Genomic DNA, 17,959 nt, shown 5'->3' on the forward strand with positions numbered 1-17,959 from the left:
AGAGTCCCACAACGAAGCCACGAACGCTGATACACTGAGATGGTCCGGGTCGCTAAACCCGATCGCTGATTCGTCAACGACCGACCCACAATAGAACCCGCCCCCAAAGCGCACAAGCCGGCGGATTCTGGCGTAGCTGTAGGCAATGGCGCAAGAATTTGTAGCCTGGAAGGCGTGTCCTGAAGTGTCTTTTAAACACCAGAGTTTAAGAAGCGCATTGCGCTGACTTCACTGGCCCCTTCGCGAGCAAGCTCGCTCCCACATTTGGAATGCGTTTCCCTGTGGGAGCGAGCTTGCTCGCGAAAGGGCCATCCCGGTCAGCAGAAAAATCTCGATCAAACCCCGCTCACTGGTTAAATAAATCCGTCCCCAAATTACTTGGTATTGAGCAATTGATCGCAAAGCCGCTGAACGGGGCGGCGGTTTTTTATGATCGTTCCCACGCTCTGCGTGGGAATGCAGCCGGGACGCTCCGCGTCCCTTCCAGAGCCGAACGCGGAGCGTCCGTTGAGGCATTCCCACGCAGGAGCGTGGGAACGATCATCGCGTGTCGCTACTGCGGCAACTCCAGATTATCCATAACCCGATTCACCGCCAGCTCTCCCAGCATGATCAGTTGCGCAATCCCCAGCAGCGTCCTGCGCTGCGACGCGGGTATCAGGTGGGCGAAGTCATGGGCGATGGTTCTGGCGGAGGCGAGGGTTTCGCTGGCATCGGCGAGCAGTTCCTCGTTTTTGAAGTCTGCGGTGACGGCGTACATCCGGCGGGTTTTACGGGGCGGCGGGGTGGAGCCGGGTGGGCAGAGGTAATGATCGAGCGCGTGTTCGGCGGCGTCGTTGAGCTTTTTTGAATCGAGGGATTCGTAGGGGGAAGCGAGGTCTGTTTCGGGTGGGTTGGGTGTTGGTTTGATCATGGTGAAGCTCCTAGAGTCATTGGAGCTGCCAGCGTTCGCTGCGAGACGAATGAGGGTGGCAGCTATACGCGGGTCGCAGACCGGGACTCTAGAGCCGGCAGACCCGAAGGTCTCCCACGTACAGCCGCCATAAAAAGCGGGTGTTGTGCGTCCAGAGATCGACGGGCTGCGAGACCCGATCGCTGATTCGTCAGCGACCGGACCACAATAGAACCCGACCCCAAGGCGCACAAGCCGGCGGATTCTGGCTTGGCTGTAGGCAATGGCGCAAGGATTTGTAGCCTTGAGACCGTGTCTGGAGGTGTCTTTTAAACAGCTTCGTTTAAATGAAGAAATTTGCGCCGAACATGAGGGCCCCTTCGCGAGCAGGCTCGCTCCCACATTTGGATTGCATTTCAATCTGACATTTGGAATGCGGTTCCCTGTGGGAGCGAGCCTGCTCGCGAAAGGGCCGGCCCAATCAGCAAAAATTCCTTGATCAAACCCCTCTATTTCATTCCCCGGCAAAAGTTGGAAAGCTTCTTGCAGTACCCGCCGTGAGCCCGCTCTGGGCGTCAAAAGTTTGCTTTAAAGGAACGGGGAAAACCGGTGGATCGCTCTCAGTTATTCAACACTGCTCGCACAAACGTTGCCGACCTCAGTCGAGGCAATCTGGGCGTGCCGTTGTTGTTGCTGGTCATGCTGGCGATGATGATGTTGCCGGTGCCGCCGTTCCTGCTCGACGTGTTCTTCACCTTCAACATTGCCCTGTCGATCGTCGTCCTGCTGGTCTGCGTGTATGCGCTGCGACCGCTGGATTTCGCCGTGTTCCCGACGATTCTGCTGGTCGCGACGCTGTTGCGGCTGGCGTTGAACGTGGCCTCGACGCGGGTGGTGATGCTCCACGGTCAGGACGGCCACGCCGCTGCCGGTAAGGTGATTCAGGCCTTCGGTGAGGTGGTGATCGGCGGTAACTACGTGGTCGGTATCGTGGTCTTCGCGATCTTGATGATCATCAACTTCGTCGTGGTGACCAAGGGTGCCGGACGGATTTCCGAGGTGAGCGCGCGCTTTACTCTCGATGCGATGCCCGGCAAACAAATGGCGATCGACGCCGACCTCAACGCCGGTCTGATCGACCAGAACCAGGCCAAGATGCGCCGTCAGGAAGTCGCCCAAGAGGCCGAGTTCTACGGTTCGATGGACGGTGCCAGCAAATTCGTCCGTGGTGACGCCATTGCCGGCCTGCTGATTCTGTTCATCAACCTCATCGGCGGTATGGCCGTCGGTATCTTCCAGCACAACATGAGCTTCGGCGATGCCGGCAAGGTTTACGCCTTGCTGACCATCGGTGACGGTTTGGTGGCGCAATTGCCATCACTGTTGTTATCAACAGCGGCGGCGATCATGGTGACCCGTGCTTCCGGTTCGGAAGACATGGGCAAACAGATCAATCGCCAGATGTTCGCCTCGCCCAAAGCGCTGGCGGTGGCCGCCGGTCTGATGGCGGTCATGGGCCTGGTGCCGGGCATGCCGCATTTCTCGTTCCTGAGCATGGCTGCGCTGGCCGCTGGCGGCGCGTACCTGTTCTGGAAAAAGCAGAACGTCGCTAAAGTCGTGGCGTTGGAAGAGGTCAAGCGCCAGCAGGATTTGCTGCCGTCGCCGGCCCGCGCCATGGAAACCAAAGAGCTGGGCTGGGACGACGTGACGCCGATCGACATGATCGGCCTGGAAGTCGGCTATCGCCTGATTCCGCTGGTGGATCGTAACCAGGGCGGGCAATTGCTGGCGCGGATCAAGGGCGTGCGCAAGAAGCTCTCGCAGGATCTGGGCTTCCTCATGCCGACCGTGCACATCCGCGACAACCTCGATCTGGCGCCGAGCGCCTATCGCCTGACCCTGATGGGCGTGATTCTCGCCGAAGCCGAGATCTATCCGGATCGCGAACTGGCGATCAACCCGGGCCAGGTGTACGGCACGCTCAACGGTATCAACGCCAAAGATCCGGCTTTCGGCCTCGAGGCGGTGTGGATCGAAATCAGCCAGCGCGCCCAGGCACAATCGCTCGGTTACACCGTGGTCGACGCCAGCACCGTGGTCGCGACCCACTTGAACCAGATTCTGTACAAGCACTCCAGTGAGCTGATCGGCCACGAAGAAGTGCAGCAACTTATGCAATTGCTGGCCAAAAGCTCGCCGAAACTGGCAGAAGAGCTGGTGCCGGGCGTGGTCACGTTGTCGCAGCTGCTCAAAGTGCTGCAAGCGCTGCTTGCCGAACATGTGCCGGTGCGCGATATCCGCAGCATCGCCGAAGCCATCGCCAACAACGCCGCGAAGAGTCAAGATACCGCCGCGCTGGTGGCTGCTGTGCGGGTCGGCGTATCGCGCGCCATCGTCCAAAGCATTGTAGGCACTGAGTCCGAGCTGCCTGTGATCACCTTGGAACCAAGGTTGGAACAAATATTGCTCAATAGTCTGCAGAAGGCAGGACAAGGCTCGGAAGAGGGTGTTCTGCTGGAGCCAAGCATGGCCGAGAAGCTGCAGCGTTCGCTCATCGAAGCGGCGCAGCGTCAGGAAATGCAAGGTCAGCCGGTGATCCTCTTGGTAGCCGGCCCGATCCGCGCGATGCTCTCGCGCTTTGGCCGCCTCGCAGTCCCTGGATTGCATGTGCTGGCCTACCAGGAAATACCGGACAACAAGCAAGTGACCATCGTTGCGACAGTAGGGCCCAACGGCTGAGGTAGTGGTTTATGCAAGTTAAGCGTTTCTTTGCCGCCGATATGCGTCAGGCCATGAAGCTGGTTCGTGATGAGCTGGGCGCTGATGCCGCCATCATTGGCAACCGCCGCATTGCCGGCGGCGTCGAGCTGACGGCGGCACTGGATTACAAATTGTCGGCGCTGGCGCCACGGGTTCCGAACATGGAACTCGAGGACGAGCTGCGCAAGACCCAGTCGCGCATCGTCACCGCCCAGGCCGAGTTGAGCCTGCGTGGCGAAGCCGACGGCAACAGCAATCGCCAGATCTTTGCCGGGTTGCCGTTGACGGCCGGCCTGCCGCTGACCGCCGCTGAACCGCTGAGCGAGCCGACTTACGCCGCTCCTGCGCGTCCGGCCCCGGCACCTGCGCAGTCCTCCGGCGGTGTCGATCCGCGTGCACTGGATTCGATGCGCTTTGAATTGAACAGCCTGCGCGAGCTGATGGAAGTTCAGCTCGGCACCCTGGCCTGGAATCAGCTGCAAGGCAGCCGTCCGGCGCAAGCCAACCTGTATCGCCGTCTGCAACGTATCGGCCTGTCCGGCCCGTTGTCGCGCGATCTGCTGGCGATGATCACTGATATCGAAGAACCGCGTCAGGCCTGGCGCATGCTGCTCGCGCATCTGGCCCGGATGATTGCCGTACCGGAAGTCGAGCCACTGGAAGAGGGCGGTATCATTGCCATGGTCGGTCCTGCCGGCATGGGCAAGACCACTACACTCGCCAAGCTGGCCGCGCGTTATGTGCTGAAATACGGCGCGCAGAATGTCGCGCTGGTGAGCATGGACAGTTTCCGTATCGGCGCTCAGGAGCAACTGAAGACGCTGGGCCGCATTCTCAATGTGCCAGTGACCCACGTCGATCCGGGCCAATCGCTGGTGCAAGCGCTGGATCCACTGCTGCGCAAACGCGTGGTATTGATCGATACTGCCGGCCTGCAAGCCAGCGATCCGGCCCTGCGCATGCAGCTGGAAAGTCTGGCCGGGCGTGGCATTCGTTCAAAAAATTATCTGGTCTTGGCAACCACCAGCCAGAAACAGGTTCTAACCGCCGCTTATCACAGTTACAAGCGTTGCGGGCTTGCCGGCTGCATCCTGACTAAACTGGATGAAACGGCCAGCCTTGGCGAAGTGTTGAGCCTGGCGATCAGTCATGAATTGCCGGTCGCGTACCTGACCGATGGCCCACGGATTCCGGATGATTTGCATCTGCCGCGCCGTCATCAACTGGTCAGCCGCGCCGTCAGCGTGCAAATGCAGGAAGAACCCAGCGAAGAAGCCATGGCTGACATGTTCGCTGATATCTATCACAGCCCGACCAAGCAGGTAGGCTGAGGTATTCATGAACAGTTTTTGTACCTACATCGATGGTCTGCCATGCATTGTTCCGGTTGTGAACGCGCAGCCAGTAATGTGGCCTCCGTCTATGCAAGACAAGGTAAAGAAATAACATGGGCAGCATGCATCCCGTACAGGTGATCGCGGTGACCGGCGGCAAAGGTGGCGTCGGCAAGACTAACGTGTCAGTGAACTTGTCGCTGGCGCTGGCAGAGCTTGGCCGTCGGGTCATGCTGCTGGACGCCGACCTGGGTCTGGCGAACGTTGACGTATTGTTGGGGCTGACCCCTAAACGCACGCTGGCCGACGTCATCGAAGGCCGGTGCGAGCTGCGCGACGTGCTGTTGCAAGGCCCTGGTGGCATTCGCATCGTGCCGGCGGCGTCCGGCACCCAGAGCATGGTGCACCTGAGCCCGGCGCAACATGCCGGCCTGATTCAGGCGTTCAGCGACATCGGTGACAATCTCGATGTACTGGTGATCGATACCGCTGCGGGTATTGGTGACTCGGTAGTCAGTTTTGTTCGCGCCGCGCAAGAAGTGTTGCTGGTGGTCTGCGATGAGCCGACCTCGATCACTGACGCCTACGCGCTGATCAAACTGCTCAACCGCGATTACGGCATGAACCGCTTCCGCGTCCTCGCCAACATGGCGCAGAGCCCGCAGGAAGGGCGCAACCTGTTCGCCAAGTTGACCAAGGTCACGGATCGCTTCCTTGACGTGGCCCTACAATACGTCGGCGCCGTGCCTTACGACGAAAGCGTGCGTAAAGCGGTGCAGAAGCAGCGCGCGGTGTACGAAGCCTTTCCGCGTTCCAAGTGCGCGCTGGCGTTCAAGGCGATCGCGCAGAAGGTCGACACCTGGCCGCTGCCCGCCAACCCGCGTGGCCACCTTGAGTTTTTCGTCGAGCGCCTCGTGCAGCAAACGGCAGGGCCCGTGCTATGACCGCAAGCGGTATGAACTACTACAAGAAGTCGGCACGTGACGCGCAGTACGAGCTGATCGAGCGTTACGCGCCACTGGTCAAACGCATTGCCTACCACTTGCTGGCGCGCTTGCCGGCGAGTGTGCAGGTCGAAGACCTGATCCAGGCCGGGATGATCGGCCTGCTTGAAGTCTCGACCAAATACGACGCCAGCAAAGGCGCCAGTTTCGAAACGTACGCGGGCATACGAATCCGCGGCGCGATGCTCGACGAAGTGCGCAAAGGGGACTGGGCGCCACGCTCGGTTCACCGCAATACCCGTATGGTCAGCGACGCGATTCGCTCAATTGAAGCTAAAACCGGCCGTGATGCTAAAGATCACGAGGTTGCGGCCGAACTCCAATTGAGTCTCGACGATTACTACGGGATTTTGAATGACACCTTGGGCAGTCGCCTGTTCAGTTTCGACGACCTGTTGCAGGACGGCGAACACGAAGGGCTGCACGAGGATGGCGCGAGTGCTCATATGGAGCCGTCACGCGATCTGGAAGATGAACGTTTCCAGGCTGCGTTGGCGGACGCGATTGCCAATTTGCCGGAGCGTGAGCGACTGGTGTTGGCGCTGTACTACGACGAAGAGCTGAACCTCAAGGAGATCGGTGAAGTCCTTGGCGTCAGTGAATCGCGGGTCAGCCAGTTACACAGCCAGTGCGCGGCCCGTTTGCGGGGGCGTTTGGGGGAGTGGCGAGCGCGCTGAAGGCAGTGTGGGGACACTGCGAACGAGGCTGGTGCGGTGATGAACGGCACCGGTCTTGCTCTGTTGTGCTCCAGACAGTCTTCGAGTGCTGCGCCGATTGATTGAAGTGGCGCGTCCAGGTGCTGGGCGCGTTTAAGACTGCTTGGAGGTCGAATTGAACAAAGACATGAAAATCCTCATCGTTGATGACTTCTCAACGATGCGGCGGATCATCAAGAACCTGCTGCGTGATCTTGGGTTCACCAACACCGTCGAGGCTGACGATGGCGTGACTGCCATTCCAGTGCTCAACAGCGGAAGCATCGACTTTCTGGTAACGGACTGGAACATGCCGGGCATGACCGGTATCGACCTGCTGCGTCACGTGCGTGCCGATGAAAAACTCAAGCACCTGCCAGTGCTGATGGTGACTGCAGAAGCCAAGCGCGAGCAGATCATTGAAGCCGCTCAGGCTGGTGTAAACGGCTACGTAGTCAAACCTTTCACGGCTCAGGCGTTGAAAGACAAAATCGAGAAGATTTTCGAACGCATCGGCTGATGAACGCGCGGGGGAGCTATGGAGCATAACGAATCTTCACAGGGCGATTTCGAGTCGACCCTGAAAAAACACGCGGTCGAACTGGTCGAAAGCCTTGAAAAAGGCAGGTTCGGCGACGCTGTGCAACTGATCCATGAGCTCAATCAGACCCGTGACCGTGGCCTGTACCAGGAAGTCGGCAAGCTCACACGTGAACTGCACAGTGCGATCGTCAACTTCCAGATCGATCCGAACATGCCGCAGGCCGAGGAAGTGTCGCAAATCACCGACGCCACCGAACGTCTGGGCTATGTGGTCAAGCTGACAGAAGCCGCGGCCAACCGCACCATGGATCTGGTGGAAAGCGCCACGCCGGTGGTCAACAGTCTGGCTGATGAAGCGCAGACCTTGAGCGCCGATTGGGGTCGCTTCATGCGTCGCGAGGTCGGGGCTGAAGAGTTCCGCGAGCTGGCGCGCCGGGTCGACGGTTTTCTGTCACGCAGCAGCACGGACAACCGTGCGGTGTCGAGCAATCTCAACGACATCCTGCTGGCCCAGGATTACCAGGACCTGACCGGTCAGGTGATCAAGCGTGTGACCCAACTGGTCACCGAAGTCGAAAGCAATTTGCTCAAACTCGTGCTCATGGCCAGTCAGGTCGACCGCTTTGCGGGCATCGAACATGACCGCGCCGCGATGCTTGCAGAAAAAGATCCACAAAAACATCTCTCGCAGGGTGAAGGTCCGCAGATTCATGCCGATAAACGAGAAGACGTTGTGTCCGGTCAGGACGATGTGGACGATTTGTTATCCAGCCTCGGATTCTAGAGTTGTGGAATTTTAGGTTTTTTGGGTTTTTAGACCTGTAGGAGCACCCCATTAATGAGCTTCGGCGCCGATGAAGAGATCCTTCAGGATTTCCTGGTTGAGGCCGGCGAGATTCTTGAGCAACTGTCCGAACAACTGGTCGAGCTGGAAAGCCGTCCGGATGACGCAGATCTGCTCAACGCAATTTTTCGCGGTTTCCACACTGTAAAAGGGGGCGCCGGCTTCCTTCAGCTCAACGAGCTGGTGGAGTGCTGTCACATCGCCGAAAACGTGTTCGACATCCTGCGCAAGGGTGAGCGTCGCGTTGATGCAGAACTGATGGACGTTGTCCTCGAAGCACTGGACGCGGTGAACAGCATGTTCACTGAGGTTCGTGAGCGTGCTCCGATCACCGCTGCCACCCCGGAACTGCTGGCCGCCCTGGCGCGTCTGGCGGAACCGCAATCGGCGGATGCCGCCCCGGCATCGCCGGTGGCCGAGATGATCGAAGAACTGGTTGTCGAAGGCGACGCGTCGGGCGACATCACCGATAACGAATTTGAACAACTGCTGGACTCGCTGAACGCCGTCAAGGCTGAAGCTGAAGCCCCGGCTGCTGCTGCCCCTGCGCAAACGGCCGCTGAAGCCGCGAGCGATGAAATCACCGATGCCGAGTTCGAGTCTTTGCTCGATCAGTTGCACGGCAAGGGCCAGTTCGCGGTGGACGCGGTTGCGCCAGTTGCAGCAGCTCCTGCGGCACCGGCCAAGGGCGACAGCTCCGACATCACCGACGACGAATTCGAAGCCTTGCTCGATCAGTTGCATGGCAAGGGCAACTTTGCCGTGGATGCGCTGGAGTCGGCGATTGCTTCGGCACCTGCGCCGGCTGCTCCAGCGGCCGCCGCTGCCGGCAGCGATCTGATCAGCGATCACGAGTTCGAATCGCTGCTCGACGAACTGCACGGCAAAGGCAAGTTCTCCGAAGTCGGCACCGCTGCTGCTGGCAGTGCTTCGACCGTCGCCACGCCGGCTGCCAAGGCACCGGCCGCTGCTGCAGCGCCCAAGCCTGCCGCCAAGCCTGAGCCGAAAGCCGAAGCGCCGAAACCGGCTGCCGCTGCTGCACCGGCTCCGGCCCGTGCTGCCGCCGCACCGCCGCCAGAAAAACCGGCGAGCGAAGCGGAAACCACGGTACGGGTTGATACCGCGCGTCTCGACGAAATCATGAACATGGTCGGCGAGCTGGTGCTGGTGCGTAACCGTCTGGTGCGCCTGGGCCTCAACAGCGGCGACGAAGCCATGTCCAAGGCCGTGTCGAACCTCGACGTGGTGACGGCTGACTTGCAGACCGCGGTGATGAAGACGCGGATGCAGCCGATCAAGAAGGTCTTCGGGCGCTTCCCGCGTCTGGTTCGTGACCTCGCGCGTCAGCTCAAGAAAGAGATCAACCTGGAACTGGTGGGCGAAGAAACCGACCTCGACAAAAACCTTGTCGAGGCCCTGGCCGACCCGCTGGTCCACTTGGTGCGCAACGCGGTCGACCACGGCATCGAGTCGCCGGAAGAGCGCGAGGCATCGGGCAAGGCCCGTGGCGGTCGTGTTGTTCTGGCCGCCGAGCAGGAAGGCGACCACATCCTGTTGTCGATTTCCGATGACGGCAAAGGCATGGACCCGAACGTCCTGCGCGCCATTGCGGTAAAACGCGGCGTGATGGACAAGGACGCGGCCGATCGCCTGAGCGATACCGAGTGCTACAACCTGATTTTCGCCCCGGGTTTCTCGACCAAGACCGAGATCTCCGACGTGTCCGGCCGCGGTGTCGGCATGGACGTGGTGAAGACCAAGATTTCCCAGCTCAACGGTTCGATCAACATTTACTCGACCAAGGGCCAGGGCTCGAAGATCGTCATCAAGGTGCCGCTGACCCTCGCGATCATGCCAACCCTGATGGTCATGCTCGGCAATCAGGCGTTTGCGTTCCCGCTGGTCAACGTCAACGAAATCTTCCACCTCGACCTGTCGACCACCAACGTCGTCGACGGTCAGGAAGTGGTGATCGTGCGGGACAAGGCGCTGCCGTTGTTCTACCTCAAGCGTTGGCTGGTCAGCTCCGCCGCTCACGAAGAGCAGCGTGAAGGGCACGTGGTGATCCTTTCGGTGGGCACCCAGCGGATCGGCTTCGTCGTCGATCAACTGGTCGGTCAGGAAGAAGTGGTCATCAAGCCATTGGGCAAAATGCTCCAGGGCACTCCGGGCATGTCCGGCGCCACCATTACCGGTGACGGCCGCATCGCGCTGATTCTCGATGTTCCAAGCATGCTCAAGCGTTACGCCGCACGGCGTATTTGAATCCGGGGCGGCGGGACGACAACGTCCCGCTGCACCTAATGGAGTGTTTATGGCAGTCAAAGTCCTGGTGGTGGACGATTCGGGTTTTTTCCGCCGCCGCGTCTCGGAAATTCTTTCAGCGGATCCGAGCATTCAGGTGGTCGGCACCGCTACCAACGGTAAAGAGGCGATTGATCAGGCCCTGGCACTCAAGCCGGACGTGATCACCATGGACTACGAGATGCCGATGATGGACGGCATCACGGCGGTGCGGCACATCATGCAGCGCTGCCCGACCCCGGTGTTGATGTTCTCCTCGCTGACGCACGAAGGCGCCCGGGTCACCCTGGATGCGCTGGACGCCGGCGCGGTGGATTTCCTGCCGAAGAATTTCGAAGATATCTCGCGCAATCCGGAGAAGGTCAAGCAACTGCTGTGCGAGAAGGTGCATAGCATCTCGCGCAGTAATCGTCGTTTCAGTGCCTACAGCGCGCCTGCGCCGGTTGCTGCACCAGCGCCGACGCCTGCTCCGGCAGCATCGAGCTTCAGCAGCCACAGCAGCAGTCACAGCACCAGCGCGCCGGCTCGTCCGGCTCCAGCGCCGGCACCGACTCGCGCCCCGGCCGCCAGCGCTTCGTCGCCAGCGCCGAAACGCAAGGCCTACAAACTGGTTGCCATCGGGACCTCGACTGGCGGCCCGGTTGCGCTGCAACGCGTGCTGACTCAGTTGCCGGCGAATTTCCCGGCGCCGATCGTGCTGATCCAGCACATGCCGGCAGCGTTCACCAAGGCCTTCGCCGAACGTCTCGACAAGCTCTGCCGCATCAGCGTCAAGGAAGCCGAGGATGGCGACATCCTGCGTCCGGGCCTGGCGTTGCTCGCTCCGGGTGGCAAGCAAATGATGATCGATGGCCGTGGCGCGGTGAAAATCCTCCCGGGCGACGAGCGTCTGAACTACAAGCCGTGTGTGGACATCACCTTCGGTTCGGCGGCGAAATCCTACGGCGACAAAGTTCTGGCGGTGGTGTTGACCGGCATGGGCGCCGACGGCCGTGAAGGCGCGCGTCTGCTCAAGCAGGGCGGCAGCGCGGTGTGGGCACAGGATGAGGCAAGCTGCGTGATCTACGGCATGCCGATGGCCATCGTTAAAGCCGACCTCGCCGACGCGGTGTACAGCCTCGACGACATCGGCAAGCACATTGTCGAGGCGTGTCTCTGATGGATGTTTTAAGCCTTATCGGGATCATCATGGCGTTCGTCGCCATCATCGGTGGTAACTACCTTGAAGGTGGTCACCTCGGTGCGCTGGCCAACGGCCCGGCGGCATTGATCGTACTGGGCGGCACCATCGGTGCCGCACTGCTGCAATCGCCGATGAGCGCGTTCAAACGCGCCATGCAGATCCTTGCCTGGATTCTGTTTCCGCCACGGGTCGATCTGGCCGGTGGCATCGATCGCGTCGTCAACTGGAGCCTCACCGCGCGCAAGGAAGGCCTGCTGGGCCTGGAAGGCGTGGCCGATGCCGAACCTGACAACTACTCGCGCAAAGGCCTGCAACTGCTGGTCGATGGCGCCGAGCCGGAAGCGATCCGCAGCATCCTCGAAGTGGACTTCTACACCCAGGAAGCCCGCGACATCGAAGCGGCGAAAGTCTTTGAAAGCATGGGCGGCTACGCGCCAACCATCGGCATCATCGGTGCGGTGATGGGCCTGATCCACGTGATGGGCAACTTGGCTGATCCAACACAACTGGGCAGCGGCATCGCCGTGGCGTTCGTCGCAACCATTTACGGCGTGGCCAGTGCCAACCTGGTGTTGTTGCCAGTGGCGGCCAAGCTGAAGTCAATCGCGTTGCGGCAGTCGCGTTATCGCGAAATGTTGCTGGAAGGGATCTTGTCGATCGCCGAAGGTGAAAACCCTCGCTCCATTGAGTTGAAGCTGCAAGGCTTCATGGATTAAGGGAATAACCTCATGGCACGTCGTCGCCACCAGGAAGAGCATGTAAACCACGAACGCTGGCTGGTTTCCTACGCTGACTTCATCACGCTGCTGTTTGCGTTCTTCGTGGTCATGTACTCGATTTCGTCGATCAACGAAGGCAAGTACAAAGTCATTTCCGAAGCGCTGATCGGCGTCTTCACCGACTCCGACCGCTCGCTAAAACCGATCCCGATTGGCGATGAACGACCGAAGACCGTGACCCCGGCCAAGCCGCTGGTCAAGGACGCCGAGCAGGTTGACGCCGGTATTGCCGGTGCCAGCGATCCGCTGAAAAGCATCGCCGATGACATCAGCGCCGCGTTCGGCGATTTGATCAGCTCGAATCAGATGACCGTGCGCGGCAACGAGTTGTGGGTCGAGATCGAACTCAACTCCAGCCTGTTGTTCGGCAGCGGCGACGCCATGCCGAGTGACATCGCCTTCAACATCATCGACAAGGTTGCAGCGATTCTGAAACCGTTCGATAACCCGATCCATGTCGAGGGTTTCACTGACGATCAACCGATCCGCACCGCGCAGTACCCGACCAACTGGGAGCTGTCCTCGGCGCGTTCGGCGAGCATCGTGCGCATGCTGGCAATGCAGGGTGTCAACCCTGGTCGCCTGGCATCAGTGGGTTACGGTGAGTTCCAGCCGGTGGCCAACAACGCCACCGCTGAAGGCCGCGCGAAGAACCGTCGCGTCGTGCTGGTGGTGTCGCGAAACCTCGATGTACGCCGCAGCCTGACCGGCACTGGAACCGCCCATGCGCAACCGGATGCTGCGTTGAAGCGTGCTGGCACACAAACTGCACCGACCCCGGTCAAGACGCCGGGACGCGAGAGTGCCGTCAATTCTCCGTCACCCGCATTAACACGCTGAGCTATGTCTCGGTCGAGCATATCGGCCGGGAGGAACGAACCGAATGAGAGTCTGGGCAGTCGCCAATCAAAAGGGTGGTGTCGGTAAAACCACATCTTCCATCGCTTTAGCCGGATTGCTGGCGGAGGCGGGCAAGCGCGTGGTTGTGGTCGATCTCGACCCGCACGGCTCGATGACCAGCTATTTCGGCTATGACCCCGACAGCCTGGAACACAGCAATTACGACCTGTTTCTGCACAAGGGCAACGTGCCGCAAGGCCTGCCGGGGCAGTTGCTGTTGTCGACCAGCGACGAACGCATTTCCCTGCTGCCATCGAGCACTGCACTCGCCACCCTGGAGCGTCAGTCGCCAGGGCAGAGTGGTCTCGGTCTGGTGATCGCCAAGAGTCTGGCGCAACTGTGGCAGGATTTTGATTACGCGGTGATCGACAGCCCGCCGTTGCTCGGCGTGCTGATGGTCAACGCCCTCGCGGCGAGCCAGCAACTGGTGATTCCGGTGCAGACCGAACATCTGGCCGTCAAAGGTCTGGAGCGCATGGTCAACACCTTGGCGATGATCAACCGCTCGCGCAAACAGGCGCTGCCGTTCAGCATCGTGCCGACCCTGTTCGACCGCCGTACCCAGGCCTCGATGCATACCTTGCGCGTGCTGCGCGACAAATTCCCCGACGAGATCTGGCAGGGTTACATTCCGGTCGATACCCGTCTGCGCGACGCCAGCCGGGCCGGTGTCACGCCTTCGCAATTCGACGGCAAGAGCCGTGGCGTGCTGGCGTATCGCGCACTGCTCAAGCATCTGTTGGCGCAACAACTTGTTCCGCAGGTGGCGTGAGCATGAATCGCCCGGTCAAACTCACATCGCGTCCGCAATTGGCGTTGCAGTCTTATCTGGATAATTTGCTGCTGGAAATTCCTGAGGAGCTGCCGCCGGTCATTGAGGCGCAGCCTGAAGTCGTCGAAAGCACCGAAATGCTGGACGAATTCCAGGCCGCAGTGCTGGAAGAGCAGGCGCGTGACGCACAGAAAGCGACCAGGCCTGCTGCGCCGGTTGTCGCGCCTGCCGCCGCACCGGTCGCCAAGGCACCGGTTGCATTGATTGAAGAAGCCGAGCCGGTTCGCGCACCGGTCTCGACACTGGCACCGCTGCTGCAAACCCAATTGCTGAAAACCGCGCCGGAACCGGCAGTGGTCGAACCGGCCCCAGCTCCGGTTGCACCCGCGCCCGTCGAACAGACGCTGGTCCCGCCGCTGGTGGAGGTACATCTGCCGCCGAGCAATACGCCGCCACCGGTGGAAACCGATGGTCGCCCGGCCTGGGCCTCGGAAGCGTTCGAATGCCTGCTGTTCGACGTTGCCGGCCTGACGCTGGCCGTGCCGCTGGTGTGCCTCGGCTCGATCTACTCGCTGGCCGGCCACGAGCTGACGCCGCTGTTCGGTCAGCCGGAATGGTTCCTCGGCATCCTGCCGAGCCAGGCCGGTAATTTGAAAGTGTTGGACACCGCGCGCTGGGTCATGCCGGATCGCTACCGCGATGACTTCCGTCAGGGCCTGCAGTACGTGATTTCGGTACAAGGTTACGAGTGGGGGCTGGCGGTGCATCAGGTCAGCCGCTCGTTGCGTCTGGACCCGAATGAAATCAAATGGAGAAGTCACCGGGGTCAGCGGCCATGGCTCGCCGGCACCGTGATTGAGCACATGTGTGCATTGCTTGACGTTTCCGCACTGGCCGAGTTGATCGCCAGCGGTGGGGCAAAGCACCTCGGCGGCCACAAGCCGCTACATAAACCGACATAGCAGCCGACATAACAATCAGGCGACGGCATTGTTGAATGCCGCCACACAGAACACACACCGCTCAGAGCGGTTTTTTCGAGGGGTCAGGGTATGAGTAGTCAGGCGACGAATGCAAAAGGTTCTGAAGATCCGATCCTGCAATGGGTGACCTTCAAACTGGACAACGAGACTTACGGCATCAACGTGATGCGCGTTCAGGAAGTGCTGCGCTACACCGAGATCGCTCCGGTGCCGGGCGCGCCAAGCTACGTGCTGGGTATCATCAACCTGCGCGGTAACGTGGTCACCGTGATCGACACCCGTCAGCGCTTCGGCCTGAACAGCGGCGAGATCAGCGACAACACCCGTATCGTCATCATCGAAGCCGACAAGCAAGTCGTCGGCATCATGGTCGACAGCGTGGCCGAAGTGGTTTACCTGCGTCAGTCGGAAATCGAGACGGCGCCGAACGTCGGCAACGAAGAGTCGGCCAAGTTCATCCAGGGCGTGTGCAACAAGAACAACGAGTTGCTGATCCTGGTCGAGCTGGACAAGATGATGAGCGAAGAAGAATGGTCGGAACTGGAGAGCATCTGATTGATTCTCGAGGTCGCGGTCATTGTCCTGTTCCTCTTCTGGGCAGGCACACTGGCAATGTTTGTGTCGTACATCAAGGCGCAGCGAGTGATCGCTGCGCAACAGGCTCAGGGCGATGCGTTGCGTGATCAGCGCATCAAGGACCTGGCCAAGCGTGTCGACGACTACCAGAACGGCAACGTGCGCATGGGCGACGCCCTGCACGAGTTGCGCGCGGTGGTGAATCCGTTGCCGGACAAGATTGTCGCGCTTGAACAACGCGACCCGTCGAGCCTGTCATTCGCCCAAGCGGCGAAACTGGTGGGCATGGGCGCAAGCGTCGATGAACTGACTCAGTCCTGCGGGTTGACCCAGGCTGAGGCGGAGTTGATGCGCAAACTTCACAAAAACTGATTTTTGCGCTCAAGCTGATTGCCTATTCGCGAGCAAGCTCGCTCCCACATTAGATCGGTGTACGCCGAACCAATGTGGGAGCGAGCTTGCTCGCGAAGGCGTCTTCGAAGTCTCAGTAATCATCCCCGCGATCGGTGACGTCTTTCTCGACCATCGGCGCATTCGGGTCCTGCCCCTCGGGGAATTTGCCCTTCAGATTCCACGCAAACGCGATGATCTCGGCGATGGTGCGGTACAACTCTTCGGGAATGCTGTCGCCCAGCTCCATTCGCGCCAACAACCGCACCAGTTCAGCGTTCTCGTAAATCGGCACTTCACAGTCGCGAGCAATGCGCAGGATTTCTTCGGCCAGTTCGTCATCACCTTTGGCGGTGAGGGTTGGCGCGTGGTTGCCGTCGTATTTGAGGGCGATGGCCTGGCGTGGGGCAGTGGAATCGTTCATGCGGTTTCGTCGACCCAGCGATGTTCAAGACGGGTTTGGTTGCCTTGCGGCGGGGTGCCATGGTGGCAGTCGATGTCGCCGACGTTCAGCCCGCGATCGAGCAGGCGCTGGCGCAGGGCAAACAGGTTGTTTTCGATGAGTTCGGCGGTGTACGGCCGTTCGGCCCACAGTTGGCTGGACAGGCTGCCGGCGATCAACTGCGCCTGAATTTGCATCGGCCCGAGCGGTTCCATGTCGAACGCCAGATCGACGCGCCACAGTTGTTGCTTGGGCTCGCGCTCATCGCGGCGCTCGTTCGCTTGCGGTTCTCGCTCCGGTGCTTCTTCACGCTGAAACTTGACCTGCAACGGCACGATGTCCTGCAGATTGCGCATGGGAATTTCCAGCTGCCAGGTGCTGAGCAGGCGCCCATCGTCGGTGACGCCGGTCTGCTCCAGGCTCGACAGCTGATGGCTTTGCAGGCGCGAAACAGCGGCAGCAGCGAGGCGCAACAACTGTTCCAGATCGCCTTCGCCGTCCAGGCTTTGCAGCAAACGCTCGGGCAGTGGGAAGCTGCTTGGCACCGGTTTCGCGCTGACCTGACCGAGCATGCCGAGCGCATTACGCACGAAACTCGGCAGCGCTTGCGCCAGGGTGTTGGCAGCGATGATCGCGTTGAAACTGGTGCTGCTCGGCAGGCCCGGGGTCAGTTGTGCGATCAGCTTGAGCAGATCGGCTTTCATGTCGGGTGCCAGCGTCGGGTTCTGCCCGGTCAGCAGCTTGCCTTCGAGGAACACGCCGCTGTTGGCCAGGGCAAGGGCCGCGCCTTTGGCGGTGCTCAGTTGTTGCACGTCCGGGAGGCTGGCAAGGAGCTTGTCGACCACCGCGCGTAGATCCGCAGAGGTTTGGTCGGTGGCGGGTGGCAGGTTTTGCAGCGCGTTCAACAACCCGCTCAGCGACGCCTGACGACTTTGCTGGCCGAGCAGTTGCTGACTTACGGCCAGTTGTTCCTGACGGCTGCTCATTGGCAGGAATTTCAGGGTTTGTGCGTCTTCGACCAACGCCGACAGCAAAGTGCCGATGCGCAGCGGCTGCGGGCTGTCGATGGTCAGTGTGCTGCCGCTCTGCGCGGTGTTGAGCAAACTGACCAAGGAGCGGAACACCGCTGCCTGCCCCGGCGTCTGCGGCAGCGCCTGCGAGGTCAGCACCTTGCCTTGCAGCAGGGTGCCGACCGGCAATTGTGCGGTGTCGATGCGGGTGAGGGCGGCGACGCTGCTGGCAATGGCTTGTTGCACAGTAATCGCCAGATTGCCCGCCGAGGGCTGAGTGATCGCCAGACTGGTGCCTTGGGGTAGCGGCAGATTGCTGGTCGCTTGCACGGTGGTCTGGCGTCCGCCGTCGACGGTCACCTTGAGCAATAGCTGAAAAGTCTGATCCGCCTGCTTGAGCGATAACACCTCGGCCTTGGCGCTTTGCCCGGCGCCGATCAGGCCTTCGACCGGGGTCAGCAGCTTGAGCAGCTCACCGACCTGCGGGCGAACGGTCGCCGGGGTGGTGGGCGGGAGCGGGAGGATGTTTATTTCGCCTGTCATACGCG

General features: G+C 60.5%; 17 protein-coding genes. 14 read left to right on the top strand and 3 right to left on the bottom strand.

Going from position 1 to position 17,959, the window contains the following annotated elements; genetic code table 11:
* Window positions 1–553: 553 nt before the first annotated feature.
* Window positions 554–913 (bottom strand): DUF6124 family protein, encoded by a 360-nt coding sequence (locus AB4N74_RS02550; RefSeq protein ID WP_460098095.1) that lies wholly within the window; start codon window positions 911–913, stop codon window positions 554–556.
* A 588-nt stretch (window positions 914–1,501) separates the two neighbouring features.
* Between AB4N74_RS02550 and flhA the strand changes: the two genes are divergently transcribed.
* The 14 genes from flhA to AB4N74_RS02620 all read left to right on the top strand — a co-directional run bounded on the left by flhA (window position 1,502) and on the right by AB4N74_RS02620 (window position 15,941).
* Window positions 1,502–3,631 (top strand): flagellar biosynthesis protein FlhA, encoded by a 2,130-nt coding sequence (gene flhA, locus AB4N74_RS02555; protein ID WP_093439768.1) that lies wholly within the window; start codon window positions 1,502–1,504, stop codon window positions 3,629–3,631.
* 11 nt (window positions 3,632–3,642) lie between these two features.
* A complete protein-coding gene (gene flhF / locus AB4N74_RS02560) occupies window positions 3,643–4,983 on the top strand; it encodes a flagellar biosynthesis protein FlhF (protein ID WP_016987473.1) in 1,341 nt (446 codons plus the stop codon).
* A 116-nt stretch (window positions 4,984–5,099) separates the two neighbouring features.
* Window positions 5,100–5,930, top strand: coding sequence for a flagellar synthesis regulator FleN (gene fleN, locus AB4N74_RS02565; protein WP_003222917.1), 831 nt, complete (start codon window positions 5,100–5,102; stop codon window positions 5,928–5,930).
* Window positions 5,927–6,667 carry an RNA polymerase sigma factor FliA gene (gene fliA, locus AB4N74_RS02570; RefSeq protein ID WP_093439777.1) on the top strand — a complete coding sequence of 247 codons (741 nt, stop codon included), beginning with the start codon at window positions 5,927–5,929 and terminating at the stop codon, window positions 6,665–6,667. The genes fleN and fliA overlap by 4 nt, the downstream gene beginning before the upstream one ends.
* Window positions 6,668–6,833: 166 nt before the next feature.
* Window positions 6,834–7,205 (top strand): chemotaxis response regulator CheY, encoded by a 372-nt coding sequence (locus AB4N74_RS02575; RefSeq protein ID WP_161986607.1) that lies wholly within the window; start codon window positions 6,834–6,836, stop codon window positions 7,203–7,205.
* 18 nt (window positions 7,206–7,223) lie between these two features.
* On the top strand, window positions 7,224–8,012 hold the full coding sequence (locus tag AB4N74_RS02580; RefSeq protein WP_007920000.1) for a protein phosphatase CheZ: 789 nt from the start codon (window positions 7,224–7,226) through the stop codon (window positions 8,010–8,012).
* A gap of 54 nt (window positions 8,013–8,066) precedes the next feature.
* Window positions 8,067–10,337 carry a chemotaxis protein CheA gene (locus AB4N74_RS02585; RefSeq protein ID WP_460098099.1) on the top strand — a complete coding sequence of 757 codons (2,271 nt, stop codon included), beginning with the start codon at window positions 8,067–8,069 and terminating at the stop codon, window positions 10,335–10,337.
* Window positions 10,338–10,386: 49 nt separating this feature from the next.
* Window positions 10,387–11,535 carry a protein-glutamate methylesterase/protein-glutamine glutaminase gene (locus AB4N74_RS02590; protein WP_093439790.1) on the top strand — a complete coding sequence of 383 codons (1,149 nt, stop codon included), beginning with the start codon at window positions 10,387–10,389 and terminating at the stop codon, window positions 11,533–11,535.
* A complete protein-coding gene (locus AB4N74_RS02595) occupies window positions 11,535–12,275 on the top strand; it encodes a flagellar motor protein (RefSeq protein ID WP_003222929.1) in 741 nt (246 codons plus the stop codon). Before AB4N74_RS02590 ends, AB4N74_RS02595 begins: the two co-directional genes overlap by 1 nt.
* 12 nt (window positions 12,276–12,287) lie before the next feature.
* Window positions 12,288–13,178: a flagellar motor protein MotD gene (gene motD / locus AB4N74_RS02600; RefSeq protein WP_093439795.1), complete on the top strand. Its 891-nt coding sequence runs from the start codon at window positions 12,288–12,290 to the stop codon at window positions 13,176–13,178.
* 43 nt (window positions 13,179–13,221) lie between these two features.
* Entirely contained in the window at window positions 13,222–14,010 is a 789-nt protein-coding gene (locus tag AB4N74_RS02605; RefSeq protein ID WP_158959464.1) for a ParA family protein, read from the top strand.
* Between the two features lie 2 nt (window positions 14,011–14,012).
* Window positions 14,013–14,972: a CheW domain-containing protein gene (locus tag AB4N74_RS02610; RefSeq protein ID WP_099758369.1), complete on the top strand. Its 960-nt coding sequence runs from the start codon at window positions 14,013–14,015 to the stop codon at window positions 14,970–14,972.
* Window positions 14,973–15,062: 90 nt separating this feature from the next.
* Entirely contained in the window at window positions 15,063–15,548 is a 486-nt protein-coding gene (locus AB4N74_RS02615) for a chemotaxis protein CheW (RefSeq protein WP_003222936.1), read from the top strand.
* Entirely contained in the window at window positions 15,549–15,941 is a 393-nt protein-coding gene (locus tag AB4N74_RS02620) for a DUF2802 domain-containing protein (protein ID WP_093439804.1), read from the top strand.
* A 112-nt stretch (window positions 15,942–16,053) separates the two neighbouring features.
* Here the strand turns inward: AB4N74_RS02620 and AB4N74_RS02625 are convergent, their stop codons facing one another.
* Window positions 16,054–16,383, bottom strand: a complete 330-nt coding sequence (locus AB4N74_RS02625; RefSeq protein WP_016987484.1) for an EscU/YscU/HrcU family type III secretion system export apparatus switch protein — start codon at window positions 16,381–16,383, stop codon at window positions 16,054–16,056.
* On the bottom strand, window positions 16,380–17,954 hold the full coding sequence (gene fliK, locus AB4N74_RS02630) for a flagellar hook-length control protein FliK (protein WP_460098104.1): 1,575 nt from the start codon (window positions 17,952–17,954) through the stop codon (window positions 16,380–16,382). Before fliK ends, AB4N74_RS02625 begins: the two co-directional genes overlap by 4 nt.
* Between the last annotated feature and the right edge of the window lie 5 nt (window positions 17,955–17,959).

It is taken from the genome of Pseudomonas sp. H3_C08 (genome assembly GCF_054669455.1).